This window comes from Corynebacterium sp. MSK074 (genome assembly GCF_030229735.1).
GTDB lineage: Bacteria > Actinomycetota > Actinomycetes > Mycobacteriales > Mycobacteriaceae > Corynebacterium.
Genome location: NZ_JASPIX010000001.1, coordinates 338,677 through 357,019, shown reverse-complemented (window position 1 = coordinate 357,019; position 18,343 = coordinate 338,677). Strand labels below are relative to the sequence as shown.

At 60.2% G+C, this 18,343-nt stretch carries 18 protein-coding genes; 4 read left to right on the top strand and 14 right to left on the bottom strand.

Going from position 1 to position 18,343, the window contains the following annotated elements:
- Positions 1-77: 77 nt before the first annotated feature.
- The 3 genes from QP965_RS01680 (at position 78) to QP965_RS01670 (ending at position 2,498) form a co-directional block, all read left to right on the top strand.
- On the top strand, positions 78-1,430 hold the full coding sequence (locus tag QP965_RS01680) for a TIGR01777 family oxidoreductase (protein WP_284843915.1): 1,353 nt from the start codon (positions 78-80) through the stop codon (positions 1,428-1,430).
- A 74-nt stretch (positions 1,431-1,504) separates the two neighbouring features.
- Positions 1,505-1,996 carry a YbjN domain-containing protein gene (locus tag QP965_RS01675; RefSeq protein WP_086587601.1) on the top strand — a complete coding sequence of 164 codons (492 nt, stop codon included), beginning with the start codon at positions 1,505-1,507 and terminating at the stop codon, positions 1,994-1,996.
- Positions 1,989-2,498, top strand: a complete 510-nt coding sequence (locus QP965_RS01670) for a YbjN domain-containing protein (protein WP_239277660.1) — start codon at positions 1,989-1,991, stop codon at positions 2,496-2,498. Before QP965_RS01675 ends, QP965_RS01670 begins: the two co-directional genes overlap by 8 nt.
- A 217-nt stretch (positions 2,499-2,715) precedes the next feature.
- Here the strand turns inward: QP965_RS01670 and nusB are convergent, their stop codons facing one another.
- Both nusB and efp read right to left on the bottom strand, forming a co-directional pair.
- Positions 2,716-3,354, bottom strand: a complete 639-nt coding sequence (nusB, locus tag QP965_RS01665) for a transcription antitermination factor NusB (RefSeq protein WP_502869231.1) — start codon at positions 3,352-3,354, stop codon at positions 2,716-2,718.
- 38 nt (positions 3,355-3,392) lie between these two features.
- Positions 3,393-3,956 carry an elongation factor P gene (gene efp / locus QP965_RS01660; RefSeq protein ID WP_023021466.1) on the bottom strand — a complete coding sequence of 188 codons (564 nt, stop codon included), beginning with the start codon at positions 3,954-3,956 and terminating at the stop codon, positions 3,393-3,395.
- A 253-nt stretch (positions 3,957-4,209) separates the two neighbouring features.
- Between efp and QP965_RS01655 the strand changes: the two genes are divergently transcribed.
- Positions 4,210-5,106: a GDSL-type esterase/lipase family protein gene (locus tag QP965_RS01655; RefSeq protein WP_284843913.1), complete on the top strand. Its 897-nt coding sequence runs from the start codon at positions 4,210-4,212 to the stop codon at positions 5,104-5,106.
- On the opposite strand, the gene QP965_RS01650 is transcribed toward QP965_RS01655, so the two are convergent.
- The 12 genes from QP965_RS01650 to QP965_RS01595 all read right to left on the bottom strand — a co-directional run bounded on the left by QP965_RS01650 (position 5,103) and on the right by QP965_RS01595 (position 18,328).
- Entirely contained in the window at positions 5,103-6,209 is a 1,107-nt protein-coding gene (locus tag QP965_RS01650; RefSeq protein WP_284843912.1) for a M24 family metallopeptidase, read from the bottom strand. The genes QP965_RS01655 and QP965_RS01650 overlap by 4 nt on opposite strands.
- 138 nt (positions 6,210-6,347) lie before the next feature.
- The gene (gene aroQ, locus QP965_RS01645) at positions 6,348-6,776 is read right to left on the bottom strand and encodes a type II 3-dehydroquinate dehydratase (RefSeq protein ID WP_284814674.1); all 429 of its coding nucleotides are present in this window, start codon (positions 6,774-6,776) and stop codon (positions 6,348-6,350) included.
- Between the two features lie 2 nt (positions 6,777-6,778).
- Positions 6,779-7,849, bottom strand: a complete 1,071-nt coding sequence (gene aroB / locus QP965_RS01640) for a 3-dehydroquinate synthase (RefSeq protein ID WP_284843911.1) — start codon at positions 7,847-7,849, stop codon at positions 6,779-6,781.
- A gap of 65 nt (positions 7,850-7,914) precedes the next feature.
- A complete protein-coding gene (locus QP965_RS01635; RefSeq protein ID WP_284814671.1) occupies positions 7,915-8,451 on the bottom strand; it encodes a shikimate kinase in 537 nt (178 codons plus the stop codon).
- A 3-nt stretch (positions 8,452-8,454) separates the two neighbouring features.
- Positions 8,455-9,666: a chorismate synthase gene (gene aroC / locus QP965_RS01630; RefSeq protein WP_284843910.1), complete on the bottom strand. Its 1,212-nt coding sequence runs from the start codon at positions 9,664-9,666 to the stop codon at positions 8,455-8,457.
- A gap of 68 nt (positions 9,667-9,734) precedes the next feature.
- Entirely contained in the window at positions 9,735-10,127 is a 393-nt protein-coding gene (locus QP965_RS01625) for a prepilin peptidase (RefSeq protein ID WP_284843909.1), read from the bottom strand.
- 112 nt (positions 10,128-10,239) lie between these two features.
- Positions 10,240-11,067 carry a shikimate dehydrogenase gene (locus QP965_RS01620; protein ID WP_239277647.1) on the bottom strand — a complete coding sequence of 276 codons (828 nt, stop codon included), beginning with the start codon at positions 11,065-11,067 and terminating at the stop codon, positions 10,240-10,242.
- 31 nt (positions 11,068-11,098) lie between these two features.
- Positions 11,099-12,292 carry an endolytic transglycosylase MltG gene (mltG, locus tag QP965_RS01615; RefSeq protein ID WP_239277765.1) on the bottom strand — a complete coding sequence of 398 codons (1,194 nt, stop codon included), beginning with the start codon at positions 12,290-12,292 and terminating at the stop codon, positions 11,099-11,101.
- Between the two features lie 38 nt (positions 12,293-12,330).
- Positions 12,331-12,882 carry a Holliday junction resolvase RuvX gene (ruvX, locus tag QP965_RS01610; RefSeq protein ID WP_239277646.1) on the bottom strand — a complete coding sequence of 184 codons (552 nt, stop codon included), beginning with the start codon at positions 12,880-12,882 and terminating at the stop codon, positions 12,331-12,333.
- A gap of 10 nt (positions 12,883-12,892) precedes the next feature.
- On the bottom strand, positions 12,893-15,577 hold the full coding sequence (gene alaS / locus QP965_RS01605; RefSeq protein WP_284843908.1) for an alanine--tRNA ligase: 2,685 nt from the start codon (positions 15,575-15,577) through the stop codon (positions 12,893-12,895).
- Between the two features lie 101 nt (positions 15,578-15,678).
- Positions 15,679-17,070 (bottom strand): replication-associated recombination protein A, encoded by a 1,392-nt coding sequence (locus tag QP965_RS01600; protein ID WP_005324949.1) that lies wholly within the window; start codon positions 17,068-17,070, stop codon positions 15,679-15,681.
- 43 nt (positions 17,071-17,113) lie between these two features.
- On the bottom strand, positions 17,114-18,328 hold the full coding sequence (locus QP965_RS01595; protein ID WP_284843907.1) for a phosphotransferase: 1,215 nt from the start codon (positions 18,326-18,328) through the stop codon (positions 17,114-17,116).
- Between the last annotated feature and the right edge of the window lie 15 nt (positions 18,329-18,343).

Below are 18,343 nucleotides of genomic sequence, written 5' to 3'. Positions count from 1 at the left end.
ATGCTCTTAGACACAGAATATTCTAGCACCTTCCCCACCATTTGGGTGAGGGCGAAAAGAAGGAGGCGTATCAGTCAGTGAGTTTTTCCGCCGAACACATAGTCCCCGCCCCGCGCGAGCAGGTCTGGCAATGGCATACCCGCCAAGGCGCTTTAACCCGTCTGAACGCGCCCTTTGCCTTCATGAAACCCATCCAGCAAGCAGAGAATCTGGGCGATGGCACCTCCATCCTGGGCATTCCGGGCGGCCTGCGCTGGACTGCTCAGCATAAACTTTCCCAGTATCGCGAGGGCTATGAGTTCACCGATGTGTGCGTGAACTCGCCCATTCGCAAATTTGCCACATGGCAGCACCACCACACCTTTGCGGATCACCCGGACGGCACGCTCGTTCGCGATGAAGTCACTACCCGCATCCCTTCGGCGGCGCTGGAATCGGTCTTTGCTTATCGGCAGCACCAGCTCATTGAGGATTTTTCCTTTCTCCGGCGGCTTGCCGACGCCTCCTTAAACACCGAACCACTAACCATCGCCGTAACCGGCTCCCGCGGCAGCGTGGGTGCAGCGCTCAGCGCACAGCTGCGCACCGCCGGACACACGGTGATCCAGCTCGTGCGCGGCACGGCTTCCAAGGGCCAGCGCACCTGGCGCCCGGAGCAGCCCGATCCCGACCTCCTACGCGGCGTCGACGTCCTCGTCCACCTGGCGGGCGAGCCCATCTTCGGCCGCTTTAATGACGAGCACAAGGCCGCCATCCGCGATTCCCGCGTTGGCCCCACCGAGCGCCTAGCCCGTCTAGCGGGCACCACGGATTCCGTCGACACCATGGTCTGCGCCTCTGCCGTGGGCTACTACGGATCCGACCGCGGCGATGAGGTCCTCACCGAAGACTCCGCACCTGGCGAGGGCTTCCTGGCAGACGTGGTGGTCGACTGGGAGCGCGCCTGCGAACCCGCCCGCGCCGCGGGCACTCGCGTAGTCAATATTCGTACCGGCATCGCCATGTCGGGCGGTTCCGGCCTCCTGCCGCTGCTGCGTGCCCTCTTCTCCACCGGCCTAGGCGGCCCCTTCGGCGACGGTGAGTTCTGGTTCAGCTGGGTCGCCCTCGATGACCTGACAGATGCCTACTTCCGCGCCATCGTGGACGATTCGCTAGAAGGCCCCGTCAATGCGGCCTCGCCTAACCCGGTACTCAACAAGGACTTCGTCAAAGCCCTTGGTGCCGAGCTACATCGCCCAGCCCTGCTCCCCGTTCCACCCTTCGGTCCCGCAATCTTGCTGGGCAAGGAAGGCGCCCAAGAGTTGGCCTTGGCGCAACAACGCGTAAGCCCCACCGTTCTTCAAAACACCGGGCATACGTTCCGGTACCCCACGATCGATACTGCTCTCGCCCACGAACTTGGCGGCGAGCACCTATGGCAGTCCCAGTAGCTAGATAAGAACTTAGGTAAACTAGCAAAGGTTGACCTTTATCCCCGATTAGTACATGGATTGAGACTACTTAAGTGTCTGAAGAACCAACCCTGTATCCCGATACGCCGGTAGAGCCCGTAACTCTCGAGCGCATCGGCGAGATCTTTGCATCTGAGAACCTAGAATACCGCCTCGAAGAGCAGCCAGTGAGCGAGGAAGAAACCGTGCAGATTCTGCGCACGGGCTTCTCCAACGTCGCCATCGCCATGCAGGTGCGCGATGATGTGCTCGTGGCGGATTCCGTCTGGCGCGGCAATGTGCCTTCTTCTGAGGGCCCAAGCCTGCTGATGGTACTCAACCAATGGAACCAGCAGCACTTCGCGCCGACACTGCGCTTCTTTGAGTCAGCAGAGAATAACCTCGCCGTCTCCGGCGTGCGTGAGATCAACATTGCCCACGGTTTGTCCCGTAATCAGATCGGCGCCTTTGTGATGTCCACGCTGGATTCTATGCTGCAGTCCTTCGCCTTCGTGGAAGAACACTACCCACAGCTCGTGACTTGGGAGGAGCACAACCATGACTAATGCCTCTACCGAAAACAATCTGCCGGAGATCACCCTGGACCGCGTGGTCGAGGCCATGCGCACCTTCGACATCGAATTGACCAAGATGGACAGCGATATTGAGGCAGCTACCGCCAACCTCAACGGCCTGCCCACCATGTTCGCCGTTCTCGACTCCGTAGTTATTGTCCGTTGCGATGTGCCTACCGACGCCGCCTATTCCAAGGCCGACGCCGGCCTCTTCCTCGCGGCTAACCAGATCAACTCCGTGGCCTTCGGCGCCCGCGCAGTTATCTCGGAGCACGATGACATGCTCGTGGTGCGCACCGAGCGCGATATCCCTGCCGCCGCCGGCATGACCGATGAGCAGCTGCAGGCTGCCCTGAAGACCGCCGTAGATGGCGTCATCCGCGGCCAGGATGCCATGGTTTCTGCCGCCGAAGAGATGGCCAAGCTTGGCTCCGAGACCGCAGCCAAGGCTGGTTCTGACGATGTCGCCGCAGGCGACGCTGCGCAGAGCTAAGCCGCTCTAGTCTCCACTGCTCTCCCCTCTCCTTCCGCCTTAACAACGGCGCAAGGATGACGGGGAGAGTTCTTTTCCTCTTGGCCGTTCTGGGCACATGGAGACACGAAAATGGGCGTCGATTGGCTCTGTCTTGGCCATGAAAATACCGCCCGCCACAGCTCTTCACCATCGAGCTGGGCGGGCGGTTTAAGTATGCGGGCCAGTCTAAATCTGGCTATTCCGCAGTGGGGTCCTGCTGCGCAGAACCGTCTGCTACAGCCGAGCCGTCGGCCGCGGCAGCGGAGTCCGAAGCGGTGGATGCGGAGGTACCCTCGGCCGCATCTTCCGCGTTCTTAGAGTCTACCGACTCCTCGTCGGTCGTATCCTCGCCGTCGGCATCCGCATCGCTGCCCTGGTGTTCTGCGGACATCGGGTTTTCCGCAGAACGGGATTGCGCCACGTCATCCAACACAGCGTGGATATATGGCGCTGCTTGATCGTTGGAATACTGGGAGGCAATCTCCACGCCTTCCACGACTGCAGTAGCGGTGGGAATATCCGGGTTGAACAGCAGCTCCCACACCGATAGGCGCAGGATCGCACGGTCAACGGCCGGGATGCGGTGCAGTTCCCAGTCCTCGGCAAGGAAGCGAGAGATGGTGTCATCGATGGCATCCAGCTCTTCAGCGACGCCCTTGACAATGACCTGCGTGTATTCGGCGACAGGTGCTACCGCATTGCGATCCTCACGTGCCAATGCGATGCGATCCTCCACGATGGCAACGGGGTCAACGTCCCTGTTTTCTGCCTCGTAGAGGATATCGGCGGCACGACGACGCGCGCGGTACCGCGCGGTGTGCCGCTTGTAGTTGATATCGCGCTTAGGGGTGTTATCAGACACAGTCAGATGCCCTAGTTGTTAACGCGGGAGAGGTACTCGCCGGTACGGGTATCGATCTTGAGAACATTGCCGATCTCAATGAACAGCGGAACCTGGATCTCAGCGCCAGTTTCCAAGGTGGCGGGCTTGGTGCCGCCGGAAGAACGGTCACCCTGCAGGCCAGGCTCGGTGTGCTCGACCTTAAGGTCTACGGAGATAGGCAGTTCGGCAAACAGTGCCTCATCCTCGTAGAAGGAAACCTGAACGCGCATGTTCTCCAGCAGGAAGCGAGCGGCATCGCCGAACTTCTCCGGCGGGAGCTCGAACTGCTCAAAGGTCTTTTCATCCATAACAACGTAGCTGGTGCCATCGTTGTACAGGTAGGTCATATCGCGGCGGTCCACGGTAGCGGTCTCTACCTTAACGCCAGCATTCCAGGTCTTGTCCACGGTCTTACCGGAGACAACATCCTTGAGCTTGGTACGCACGAAGGCTGGGCCCTTGCCCGGCTTCACGTGCTGGAACTCAACGATCTGCATCAGTTTGTTGTCGATCTTCAGAACGAGGCCGTTCTTGAAATCAGTAGTATCAGCCATTGCGGTTAAACTCCCGAAAATTGTGGACTAAAGGTTGAAAACAATGTTTAAGCCTACCGGACAACTGCCCCTTGGGGTATTACCGGTCCCCCATTTCTTCCCCACAGTTACCAGCGGAGTGACTTTCGGGGCCTGTCGCCTGCCCTAAGCGGTCAGACACACGAGCAATCAAAGGTTTTTATCTAGCAATAACTCGCTGTACGATAAGGCTTTGCTTTATTGATTTTTCACATATCTACCAAGGATTTTTGCAATGTTTCTCAAGAAGCTCTACGCCGCGGCTACCGCTACTGGCGCAACCGTAGCAGCACTATCCGCTCCGCAGGCCATGGCGGCAGACGCCCAGACCGTGATGTTCGGCGATTCTGTCTTTGCCAACCCAACCTATGGCCAAATTGGCACTACCTCGAGCCTGTCCCCTTCGGCAGGCACTACGCTCTCGTCTGCCACCCACGGCATCGAAGACGCTCCTGGCGCGCCGTCCCCGCAGGGTTGCCCGCAGGGGCAGAGTAATGTTGGCCGCGAATTGGGGCGCGTTTCAGGCCAGCACGTAGCCAACTACGCATGCTCTGCGGCGAAGGCCGCTGGCCAGTCGCACCGCAAGGACTTCACTGAGCAGATCAACGGAGCCATTGCCAATAATGATCTCAATGGCGAAACGAAGAACGTATTGATTCAGTTTGGCGCCAATGATCTCCAGGAAATCGTGCGCCCATCTCTTTCTTCTTCCAACCCTTACTACGACGGCATGAAGCATTCGATCCAGCGGATTCGCCACGCCGCCCCGAATGCCCGCATCACCGTTGTAGGCTATCCCGCCATCTCCGCCCGCAATGGCGCGGTTTGCCCGCTGCGCACCTCCGCACCGGGATCCTCTGAAGCCGGGTTCAACATGGACTACGCGGGCCTAGTTCGCACCGGCGAGGACCAGGTCAATAGCGCCATGTACAAGGCAGCCCGCGCAAACGGCGTACAATATTACGACCTACGCGCCGACTCCATCGATCACGGCATGTGCGCCCCGGACAGCACCCGCTGGATTTCCGGCAAGTGGGAGTACTCCGTACCGCACAACCTCTTCAATCACCTCACACACCTGGGCAACCGCAATGTCGCCCAGCTGCTTAACTCCAAGGTGCTGGCCCACTAAGCGGGCAGTTCAGTAAATTCCTTCGTCGCGGCGGTAATGATTTTCGGCGCACCATCGGTAATGATGAGGGTGTCTTCGATGCGCACGCCGCCCTTGCCTGGCACATAGATGCCCGGCTCGATGGTCAGGGTCATGCCGGCAGCGAGTTCGCCCTTACCGGTTTGTGCCGCGAACGGGGCTTCGTGGACGTCTAGGCCCACGCCGTGGCCCGTCGAGTGCACAAAGTAGTCGCCATAGCCGGCGGCGGAGATGACATCGCGGCAGGCTGCGTCGACGTCGGCAAGCTTAGCGCCCGGCACCGACGCTGCCACGCCTGCCTTTTGGGCGCGGAGCACCACATCGTAGATTTCCTTGGCAAAATCATTCGCCGTGCCCACGACGTAGGTGCGGGTGCAGTCGGAGTTGAACCCGCGCAGGTGCGCACCGAAATCGATGGTCACTAGGTCGCCGTCCGCGATGACCCGGTCATCGGCACCATGGTGCGGCATCGCCGAGTTCGGGCCAGAAGCCACGATGGTATCGAAGCTCACTCGCTCCGAGCCGAGCTTGCGCATCCGATATTCCAAATCGGCAGCCACCTGGCGCTCGGTGCGGCCGGCACGCAACTCACCAGCGGCGAGCAACTCCTCCAGCGCCTGATTAGCCAGCGCGGCAATCTCTTCGAGCTTTTCTAGCTCGAGCGAATCCTTGACCAAGCGAATTTGTTCAATGACCCCGGCGATGGGAACCAAGGTAACCGACTCCGGGGCGGACTCTTCTAAGTCCTTCAGCTCAGAGACCGAGAGGTAGTCGGCTTCAAAACCGACTCGAACCGGCCCCTCGACATCGGCAAATTGCTGCAGGAGCACCTTTCCTACCGCGCGGCCTTGGATAGCCTCCAGATCGGGAACCTCGCGGGCGATCTGCGTGGTGTACCGGCCGTCGGTAGCAACCTGTGCGGTAAGGTCCTTACGCAGCAATAGCCCGCCATTCGAGCCGGAGAATCCCGAAAGGTAGCGCACGTGCGTGAGGTGGGTGACCAGAACGGCATCGATGCGCTGGCCGGCTAGCTCCGCGGCAAGCTTGCGGCGCCGGTCACTAAATCGGGTATCTGCCAAAGCCATGATTTCATCCTTTTAGGGTCGACTGCGGTGTAGAAAGTATCCACCCAGTATATCGACCCCGCCACCGCAGTTGGGCGGATTTCTTTCTGGGCGGATTTCTTTCTTTGCCGGCTGCCGCCCAGCCCGTTCGAGGGGTGCCTATTGGCAGAGGTAGTCCACTGCCGCCACGTAGCCGAAGACCCCCAACCCCGCGATGACGCCGCGGGCGATAGGGCTGAGATAGGAGTGATGGCGGAAGGGCTCGCGCGCATGCACATTAGAAATATGCACCTCTACGAATCCGGCGCCATCGGCTACCTCTGCTAGGGCATCCCGCAGGGCCACTGAAGTATGGGTAAAACCGCCGGGATTGATAATCACTGGGTGGCCCGCATCCGCGGCAGCATGCACCTTCTCAATGAGCTCACCCTCATGGTTGGACTGGAAGCACTCTACCTCTGCACCGTGCGTGGCGGCGCGCGAGGAGATCATCTGTTCTACATCCGCCAAGGTGGTGGAACCGTAGACATCCGGTTGCCGCTTTCCTAAGCGGTTCAAGTTCGGGCCGTTGAGGACAATAATCTTCATTTCTACTCCGAAATCGCGGCGTAGGCCGCCTCTAGCTCTTCCGTGGTGGGGCCTTCGAGACGGGTGGTCTCGCCCACCCTGGTCAAGGCTATGAACCGGATCTTTCCATCGCGGTTCTTCTTATCGTGGGTCATTGCCTCATACAGGTCCGCAAACTGGCCCGGCCTATACGTAGTTGGCAGCCCAATACTGTGCAGGATACGGCGGTGCTTTTCCACCAGTTCTGCGTCAATGAGGCCGCGCGCATGCGCCAGGTAGGCAATAAACATCATGCCCACCGCCACCGCGTTGCCATGGCGCCACTGATACTGTTCATGGCGCTCCACTGCATGGCCAAAGGTATGGCCGTAGTTGAGCGTTTCACGCAGGCCCAATTCTTTGAGGTCCTCGCCCACCACCGCGGCCTTCACCGCGATAGAGCGCTCAATCAATTCTGGAAGATAGCCCTGCGGGTCCACGCATGCACCGGGGTCACTGTCATAGCGTTCAAGGATCACCGGGTCATGGATGAATCCGGTTTTGATGATTTCTGCCGAGCCTGCAATGATCTCCGCCTCAGGCAGGGTATCGAGGCGCTCGAGATCCACAAACACAGAATCTGGCTCATGAAAGGCTCCAACGAGGTTCTTACCGGCTGCGGTATTGATGCCGGTTTTGCCGCCGACGGCCGCGTCAACCATGGCCAATAGCGTGGTAGGCACCTGAACAATTTTGATGCCGCGCATCCACCCGGCTGCGGCGAACCCAGCCAAATCGGTGGTGGCGCCACCGCCGAGGCCGATGATGACGTCACGGCGGTTAAAGCCCTTCTCTCCCAGCTGATCCCACACGCTGCCGATGATGTTGAGTTGCTTGGCGGCCTCGGCATCGGGGACATCGATAAGCGTAGGCTCCACCCCCTCAGCGGCGACGAGTTCTGCTAAGCGCTCGGCCGCGGCACGCAGGGGCGGCTGGCAGATAATGCCCGCCTGGCCTGCACCAATCTGCGCGCAGCGCTGCGCGATGTCCCGATTGAGATCGGCGCCAATGCGAACTTCATAGGGCTGTGGTCCATTAACGGCAATGCTGGGCATGATGGTCCTTTCCGTTCGCCGTCGAGGCAATGGGGCGAGAAACTAGTGTTAGCGCGGCGGGGAATCTACAGGGTATCGAGGAAGCCGAGAATATCGCCCACTACCTGCTGTGGGGTCCGGGCATCGGTGCGTACCCGGTAATCGGCCACCTCCTGGTAATACGGGCGACGCGCCTCCACAAGGTTGCGGTAGTGCTCGAGGGGATCGGCGGCCGCAAGCACTGGCCGATTGCTATCCCCGGACGTCCGCCGTGCACCTTCTTCAGGAGAGATATCCAAAAAGATGACACTATGGCGCTCCAGCAGCTCACGGGTGGAGTCCGTCAGCACTGCCCCGCCGCCGAGGCTGACTACTCCACCAGTGCGCAGCGCCGCAGCAACGTGCTCGGCTTCGAGCGCGCGAAAGTCTGGTTCACCCAGCTCGCTAAAGACTTCCCCGCACGGCTTGTCTTTATCCTGTTCAATGAGGTGATCCGAATCCACCAGTTCGCAGCTCAAGGCGTGGGAAAGGCGGCGGCCAATGGTGGATTTACCCGCACCTGGCGGGCCAACCAAAACAACGCGTGGACGGGGCAGGCCCGTAACGGCGGTTGGGGTGGTCATAACTTACTCCTGGTCAAAAGCAAGACGGTCCGAAACGTATTTATCATACGCGGCGATGGCTGCAGAGGTTTCTTCGAGGCTATCGCCACCGAACTTTTCTAGCACGGCGCGCGCAAGGACGAGGGCGACCATTGCCTCTGCAACGACGCCCGCCGCGGGAACCGCGCACACATCGGAGCGTTGGTGAATGGCAGTAGCTTCAGCGCCGGACTCCATATCAATAGTGCGCAAGGCACGCGGAACGGTAGAAATCGGCTTCATCGCCGCCCGCACGCGCAGCTGCTGCCCGTTCGTCATGCCGCCTTCCAGTCCGCCTGCACGGTTGCTAAGGCGGGATACGCCTTCTTCGGTTCGGACCATCTCATCGTGGGCAGCGGAACCGCGACGTCGGGCCTCGGCAAAGCCATCGCCAATTTCCACGCCCTTGATAGCCTGAATGCCCATCAACGCGCTGGCCAATTGGGCGTCCAAGCGGTCATCGCCGGAAATGTGCGAGCCCAGGCCGATGGGCAAGCCATCGACCACAACCTCAACGATGCCGCCCAAGGTATCGCCCTGCTTCTTTGCGGCCTCAATTTCCGCAATCATGGAGGCTTCAGCCGCCTTATCGCAGGCGCGGACCGGCGAATCATCGATAGCCTCGATGTCCGCGAAAGCTGGCGCAGGCCCCTCATAAGGCTCGGAAGCGCCAATGGAAATCACGTGGGAAAGGACCTCGACACCCAAGGTCTCGCGCAGGAAATTGCGCGCAACGGTAGCTGCGGCCACACGGGCCGCCGTCTCACGCGCAGAAGAGCGCTCGAGGATGGGGCGTGCTTCACTGTGGCGGTACTTCACCATTCCGGCAAAGTCCGCGTGCCCGGGGCGCGGCCTCGTCAAGGCGGCACCGCGGCCGGAGTTCATCGCTTTAATAGTGTCTTCATCGTCCATATCCAGCGGATCTGCCGACATAATGGTGGTCCACTTGGGCCACTCCGTATTGCCAATCATGATGGCGATGGGACTACCCAAGGTAAGCCCGTGGCGGACTCCACCCAGCACGGTGACCTCATCAGCCTCAAACTTCATACGGGCACCGCGGCCATAGCCTAGGCGGCGCCGGGAAAGCTGATGGGAAATATCGGCGCGGGTAATAGGGACCCCAGCGGGCATGTGCTCCAACATCGAAATAAGAGCTTGGCCGTGGGATTCACCTGCAGTAGTCCAACGAAGCATGCGGGTATTATCGCACGGCCTGGCCAATCCAGTACCAACTTGGCCCCGCAATATATTCTTCCACCCCCTCAAAGAGGGTGCGCACATGCGATAACGACCGTTGCCGCTAGCAACATTGCAGGACCATGCGGGCTCTCCTTCTGCCCACTGCACGCGGACCACAAAAGCGTCAGAAGGGACGCACTGCCACTTGCCGCTACCACGCCCATAAACCCGGCCACATGCCCCACCAGCATTCCCAAGGGCCAAGCGAGTTTGATGTCGCCTCCACCGACTCCTGCACGAGCTAGCCCTAGCACCAGGTACAGCCCCGGCCACCACAGCCCACTCCAATTGACAACGGCGAGCGACAGCACCGCAGATGGAAGGGTTAACCAGTCTGGCAATCGGCGCTGCCGAATATCCCACCAAGACAAGGCTGCTGCCCACAAACCATAAATAATTCCCCCGACTATTAGCACGGGGATCACTCTAAGGCACGCTGTGAGGAAGCGCTGGGCGTCAATGTCTACATGGCGAAGTCTGCAGTTCCTACGGCACGAGGGTTGCCGGCCCCGCTTGCCGACGCCCCTCCTACTTAGTCGTCTGCGACCGCTTCTGCAGCTCCTGGTTCAATGCCTTCAGCATGTCTTCCCGCGGGGCGGCCACCCCAGTAAATTGCTCGAACTGACTAAATGCTTGGTAGGCGAGCATGACATGCCCGCCCACAGTCTTGTACCCATTGGCCGCCGCACACGTGGTCAGCGGTGTAGGCCAGGGATCATAGATGACGTCCAGCACCGGTGCGTGGGCGAGGTCAAAGACATAGTCTTTCACCGCCGCTGACGGAACCGTGGACACAATGACATCGGCTTCCCGAGACAGCACGGATAAGTCCCCGTCGAAACTGATAAAGGAAAGCTCCAGCCCTAAGTTCTGGGCGAGCGGCAACAGTTCGGCGCTCCGGTCGGAACGATTGAGGACCGTAACCTTTTTCACCCCGCGCTCGGAAAGCGCCCACAACGCCGGACGGGCGGTGCCCCCAGCACCAATGAGCAGCGCATGACCTGCCGGACTATCCCCCAGGAGCTCGGCGAGCGCACCGCGTACGCCCTCGGTATCGGTATTGTCCGCAAACCAACCATCAGCCCTGCGCACCAAGGTGTTTGCCGAGCCAATCAGTTGGGCCCGGTCACTTACAATGTCCGCAAAGCTGAGGGCAGCAAACTTGCCGGGCATGGTCACGGAGAAACCAACAAACTCTGAGTCGCTTGCCGCCACCAATTCCGGCAGCCCCTCCGCCGATGACTCAAAGCGGGTGTAGTCCCAACCGGCCAGCCCGGCGGCCTCGTAGCCAGCATTGTGAAGCACCGGAGACAAGGAGTGCTCGATGGGGCTACCAAGGACAGCCGCACGTGGCATGACGTTCTACCTCTTTGTGGTCGTCGCGACTCTACTGGGCGGGCTGCTCGGCAGCGGCGTCACCGTTGCCGGAACCAGCGCCCTCGCCTTCGCGTTTGGAGTCAAGCACGCCGGAGCGGATGGCGTCATCAACGCGGCCCAAGTGCTCATCGTAGCTATCGGAGAAGACGGTAGTGCCTTCCTGGTCCACGGTGACGAAGAACTTCCAGTTGCCCTCAGCCGGCTCTTCCATGGCCTTGATTGCATCGTCCGAAGGAGAAGCAATCGGGGTATCCGGTAGACCTTCCTTCGCGTAGGTATTCCACGGGGTCTTCTCCCCACGGGCCTCATCGGTGGTGGCCAGCTCAACGTCTTCCAAGCCGTAGTTCACGGTGGAGTCAAACTCCAGGCGCATTGGCTCGTCCAAGCGGTTAAGGATAACGCGGGCAACCTTGTCGAACTCGCCTGCCGGTGCCTCGCGCTCCACCAGGGATGCGGAGGTGAGCAGCTCATAAGGGCTCAAACCGATAGCCTGCGCGCGTTCCTGAATATTGGTCTCGTTGTAGCGCTTGGTGGAGCGGGTGATGAGGTCCTTGAGGATGTCCTTGGCCTCCATATTGGGGTCCAAGACATACTGACCTGGGGCGATAAGGCCCTCAATGCGCTTGGGGTCATTACCGCGCTTGTTGATAGCGTCCAAGGCCCACTCCGGTGCGCCCAGCTCGGCTGGGTCGGTTTCCGCGGCAACCTTTTCCAGGTCCTCCTTCTTCAGGCAGTTGCCATCGTTGCAGCTGACCTCGGAAATCAGGGAGTAAATGCCGTAGCGGACGTCTCCGCCCACAACCTTGACGTCCTCCAAGGTGGCGCCGCCTTGCACCTCGAGCATGTCCACGCGGTTATTCTCATCCAACAGTGCCTCGACTGCGGCGTCCGCGCTCATCTCTTCCTGTAGGCGATAAAAGCCCGGCTGGATTTGGCTCGCGCTGTGGTTCATCGACGCAGCAGAATCGAAAGCGTCCTGCGTCTTCACCACGTTCTTTTCTACCAAAGCAGGTCCGAGCTCGGACATGGACGAGCCTTCCGGCACCTCCACCAGCTGGGTGGTACCGTTGCCGGTTCCTTCATAATCGGCGGAGGTATTGCCGAGGCGGAATCCGATGTAGATAAGGGCGCCAAGGATGACGATGATGGACGCAATGACAACGGCAATGCCGCGCTGGCGGCGCTTGACGTATTTCGGCTCCATCGATCGGCCGAGGCGTTCTTGGTTACGGCTCACGTGTTTTAGTCTCCTGAGTCTGAAGGCTGGTCTATTGCATCTTGGGTTCGTAGCGCGCTCGCACGCCCATCCAACCAAGTCTGCAATATCTCCACCGCTGCTGCTTGGTCGATGACTTTACGGCCCTTCTTCTCGGACACGCCAGACGCGCGCAGCGCGGTAGTTGCTGCCACGGTGGTCAGACGCTCATCAGCCAAACGTACTGGTGGTGGAACTTTATCTATATTTGCATCTCGATTCAACCGACGGCGGATCCGAAACGCAATTTCCTTAGCATGTTTTACGCTTTTTGAGCCATTTCCCTGCAGGTCCCGCGGCAGCCCTACGATGACCTCTACTGCGCCATAACAATCAATCAGTTCTAGGATGCGGTCAATATCGCCCTTATCGCGGTCCTTGAACCCGGTTTCCCGGTGCACGGTCTCCACTGGGGTGGCAAGCGTGGCTTCCCTATTGGACACTGCCACGCCAATGCGCACCGTGCCGACATCGAGTGCGAGCCGACGGCCCTGCCCCGGATCATCAACTCCGGGGGTATCTGGTTCCACTTTTGCCACGGTCGAACTCCTACAGGGACTCGAGCATGTCCTTGACGGCCTCGAAGCCGCGCTCAGCACCGGCCGCAGTAGAACCAGAGCCCTGAGCCATATCCGGCTTACCGCCGCCGCGTCCGTCAACGTACTGGCCAAACTGCTTGACGATGTCCCCGGACTTCACGCCGCGCCCAACGGCCTTGTCCGTGGCCGCCGCGATGAACGGGAACTTGCCTTTGTCCTCGGCGCCCAAGACGATGACGGCTTCTTCCTCGCGCAGGCGGTTGCGCAGGTCCGTAGCAACGGTGCGCAGGTCCCCGCCGGTGGTGCCTTCCGGCAAGGTCAGCGCAATGACCTTGAACCCATTGATGTCCTTAGCCGCGCTGACGAACTCGGAGGCACGCGCAGCCAGCTGCTGCTTGCGCAGGGTTTCAATTTCCTTCTCCGCTGCCTTGAGCTTTTCAGACAGCTGAGCAATGCGCTCCGGCAGGTCCTCGGTCTGTACCTTCAGCTCGCGAGAAACGCCTTCCACCAAGGCGGTCTCCTTGGAGTAGTAACGGAAGGCATCCAAACCGGAGTAGGCCTCGATGCGGCGAGCACCAGAGCCAACGGAGGACTCACCGAGCACGGACACCGGTCCGATTTCAGCGGAGGAACCAACGTGGGTACCGCCGCACAGCTCGATGGAGAACGGGCCACCGATCTCTACCACGCGGACTTCCTTGCCGTAGTTCTCACCGAATAGTGCCATAGCGCCCATGGCCTTGGCCTCCTCCAGGGAGGTCTCAATGGTATTGACGGCAAAGTTGGAGTCGATTGCCTGGTTAGTAATCAATGCAATCTCTTCCAACTGCGCCTGGCTGAGCTGCTCGGTGTAGTTGAAGTCAAAGCGTAGGTAGCCCGGGCGGTTCATGGAGCCGGCCTGGACGGCGGTGGGGCCAAGGACCTGGCGCAGTGCGGCGTGAATGAGGTGGGTTGCGGAGTGCGCCTGGGTGGCACCGTGGCGCCACTGCTCGTCGACGGCTGCTTCAACGGACATACCCAAGTCAAGGCCGCCGGCGGTAACTGTAGCCTTGTGTACCCACAGCTTCTTACCAATCTTTTGAACGTCGTTGACCTCCAGCAGGGATTCGCCGGCAATAATGCGGCCGCGGTCTGCCATCTGGCCGCCCGCTTCGGCGTACAGCGGGGTGTGGTCCAAGATGACCTCAACCTGGTCACCTTCATGCACCTGGTCGACCTTCTCGCCGCCGCGAACGAGGCCGATCACGCGGGCGTCGGAAGTAAGCTCCTCAAAGCCGGTGAAGACGGTGGGGTTATTGTCTACCCAGTCACGGTAGAGGGAAAGGTCAGTGTGGCCGTGCTTCTTGGCCTGATTATCGGCCTTGGCGCGGCGGCGCTGCTCGCCCATGGCATCGTTAAAGCCATCCATGTCGACCTCAAGGCCGGCCTCCTGGGCCATCTCCAAGGTCAAGTCGATGGGGAAACCGTAGGTATCGTGCAGCTCAAAGGCCTTCTCGCCCGGCAGGACCTTTGCGGTCTTCGCGCGGGAGGTGGACTTGAGCTCCTGGACGGCATCATCGAAGAGGCGGGTGCCGGACTCGAGGGTCTTCAGGAAGGCCTTTTCCTCATTCACAGCAACGCGCAGGATGCGCTCGCGGTTGTCTGCAATCTCCGGATAAGACGGGGTCATGGTGTCCATGACCGTATTCATGAAGCGCTCCATAGTCGCGCCCTTAGCGCCCAGCAGCTTGGCGGAACGGATAATGCGACGCAGCAGGCGGCGCAGGATGTACCCGCGGCCCTCGTTGCCCGGGGTCACGCCATCCAGGATGAGCATCATGCCGGTACGGGAGTGGTCAGCTACCACGCGGAAGCGGATATTGTCCTCGTGGGAGGCCTTGTCACCATAGGTGGCGCCGGTAAGCTCCTCGGCTACGTCAATAACTGGGCGCAGCAGGTCCGTTTCATAGACGTTGTCTACGTCCTGCAAAATGCAGGCCACGCGCTCGATGCCCAGGCCGGTATCGATATTCTTCTTGGGCAGCTCGCCGACGATCTCAAAGTTGCCCTTGCCAATGCCCTCGCCGCGCTCATTTTGCATGAAGACCAGGTTCCAGATCTCCATGTAGCGGTTGTCATCGGCGATCGGGCCGCCGTCCTTGCCGTACTCAGGACCACGGTCATAATAGATCTCGGAGCACGGGCCACAGGGCCCAGGGATACCCATGGACCAGTAGTTGTCCTCCATGCCGAGGCGCTGAATGCGCTCTTCAGGCACGCCGATCTTGTCGCGCCAAATTTCGGCGGCCTCATCATCATCCAGGTAAACGGTGACCCACAAGCGCTCTGGGTCTAGGCCAAAGCCGCCCTCATCAACGGAGCCGGTAAGCAAGGCCCACGCATTGGTGATGGCGCCTTCCTTGAAGTACTGGCCAAAGGAGAAGTTGCCGGCCATCTGGAAGAAGGTGTTGTGGCGGGTGGTAATACCCACCTCATCAATGTCCAAGGTACGCACGCACTTTTGGATGGAAGTGGCAAGGCCCTTGGCAAAGGGCGGGTTCTGCTGGCCCAAGAAGTAGGGCTTAAACGGAACCATGCCGGCATTAACGAAAAGCAGGTTAGGGTCATCCAGGATCAGCGAGGCGCTTGGTACTGCCTCGTGACCAGAATTGACGAAGTGCTGGGTAAACCGTTCCCGGATCTCATGAGTCTTCACGAGCAACAATCCTAACTGTCTGAGCTTTCATCTTCTATCAAGAAGTTTCTAACCCGCCCAACTCTACCCTTCGCTGCACAGCGATTTCCCATCGGTGGGGATCAGCGAGGCCGGCGCGCGTTTTTGCCGGGGCCGCGTTTGCCACGAATAATGCTGCGCAAGCGGCCTATATAGTCATAAACACGCTTCTCAGCCCCGTGATCGGTGGGTTCATAGTAAACCGAACCCTCCAGCTCATCGGGCAGGTACTGCTGCTCTACTACGCCGCGGGGATCATCGTGGGGGTAGACATAGCCCACGGCATTTCCCATCCGCTTGGCGCCCTCATAGTGCCCATCACGCAGGTGCGGTGGCACGTGGCCCACCTTGCCGGCGGCTACATCGGCTTGCGCCTGCGTGATGGCAGAAATGACCGAGGGAGACTTGGGCGCGGTGGCCAGGTGAATGGTGGCTTGCGCGAGCGGGATTCGGGCTTCTGGCATGCCAATGAGCTGAGCGGCCTCGGCCGCCGCCACGGCCACTTGGAGCGCGGTGGGATCGGCCATGCCAATGTCCTCGGAGGCGTGCACAATGAGCCGCCGGGCAATAAAGCGCGGGTCCTCCCCCGCTTCTACCATGCGGGCGAGATAATGCAGCGCAGCGTCAACATCGGAGCCGCGAATGGACTTAATAAACGCGGAAACCACGTCATAGTGTTGGTCGCCGTCGCGGTCATAGCGCACCACTGCCTTATTGACGTTGTCCGTGACCGTTTGTGGGGTAATTTCCCCGCCATCGTCAACCGCCTCGGCCGCGGCCTCGAGATAGGTCAGCGTGCGCCGCGCATCGCCACCGGCGAGGAGTACCAACTGATCCAAGGCTTCATCGGTAATCCGAATCTTGCGCTCGCCCAAGCCACGGTCGCTTTCGAGCGCGCGCTTGGCGACGCCCCTTAAGTCATCATCGCTTAGCGAATGCAACTGCAATAGCAGCGAGCGAGACAAAAGCGGCGCGACGACGGAGAAGGAAGGGTTTTCCGTCGTTGCCGCGACGAGCAATACCGTGCGATTCTCCACGGCCGCAAGGAGCGCGTCCTGCTGGGTTTTGGAAAATCGGTGTACCTCATCGATGAACAGCACCGTGCGTCGGCCATGAATGAGCTCTTGCCGGGCGTGGGTGATGACCTCGCGGACCTGCTTGACGCCCGAATCGAGGGCGGAGAGGCCCACGAAGTTCTGCCCCATTTGGCTGGCGATGAGCGAGGCAATGGTGGTCTTGCCGGTGCCCGGCGGCCCGTACAAGATGACGGAGGCCTCTCCTGATCCTTCCACGAGGCGGCGTAGTGGCTTGCCGGGGGCCAGAAGATGATCTTGTCCGACCACTTCATCGAGGTTTTGGGGACGCATGCGCGCTGCCAGTGGGGACCCAGCGTGGGTGGCGAAAAGGTTCTTCCCAGGCAGCGGCGACGCGCTGCGGTCCGGAGTGGGCCCGCCAAATAATGAGTCTTGAGACACTGGAAAGCTACCTCCTATAAGGGTGCGGGCACATCGTGATTGTCTATTCGTCATCCAAGCGGCGCGCAATGGCGCTGCCAAATTCCGCGATGGGCGCGCAGGCGGGGCCATCGCAGCGCGCGGCATATCGGGATAGCGCCTCAAAGGTTTCATAGAGGTCGCGGCGCACGAGCAATTCATCTTCCGTGAATGGGCCGTGATCGGCCGGGCGCAGGATGGAGCGCTGCGGATCGTGGACTACCTCGGCTTCTCCCCTGGCTAGGGCAACCAGCCCTTCGATGCCGCCGGCGTGCATCGTGGTCACGCTCGATAGCGCCCAGCCAATGAGCGAGGCCACGATAAGGCCGTGGATTTCTTCCGCATTGGAAAATAGCGGCCACACCTCAGATACGGCACGAGACCAAGCAGAGATGAAAATATCTGCCTCTTCGTCCGTAATCGGCTTGGAGAAGAGGAACTGCGGGAAGCCGGCGATAACGCAGGCTACGTCGAAGCCAACATTGCGGAATCCTGCCCATTCATAGTCCAAGAAGTGCAGGCGCTGGGACACAATGATGTTATCCGGTGAAAGGTCAAAGGGAGTAAAGGCCCGGTCTTTGCCGGATGCTAGGGAGCGTGCGGCTTGACCCGCAAGTTCCCGGAAGCTTGCCGGTGCTTCAAGCCCTGCCTTATCCAGCAAATCAAGGCCGATGCCAATGGAGCGCTCCAGCGCCTCATCGCGCACGGACTGGTGCGGGGCCAAGTCCGGATTCTTGCGCAGCATCCTAGTGAGCAGGGTTTCATAATCTTGCTCGTGGCCCGCGGTTCCAGCGTGCATGTGCCCCAACGCACTGCCCAGCGAGCGCAACACCTGTACGCGGTCATCATCGGTGGACTGTACGAGGACATCGGCAAGCGTTTCGCCCTCACCCAAGTCCGTCAACACAATAATGCGCTGCTCCAGATCGTGGGCAAGAAGTACGGGTCCCGGGCGCACGTCCTCGGATAACGCGGTGGTGAATTGATAAGCCACCACCTCGCGCAGCATCGCGGCATCATCGACGCCATAGCCGGTGACCGGGTTGTATTTAATGACTACCGAGCGATGCGGCAGGAAGGCTCCAGGGGCAATCCTGGCTCGCAGGACCAATGCATTGCCGGAACCGTCCAAGCGCTCCACGCTCGACATCTCCGGGGTGCCACCAAAACGGCGCGACAGCATCTCCGAGGCGGCTTTGATGACGTCCTCGGGTGACAGCACAGCTTCGTTATCAACCATAGTTCTATCCAGTAT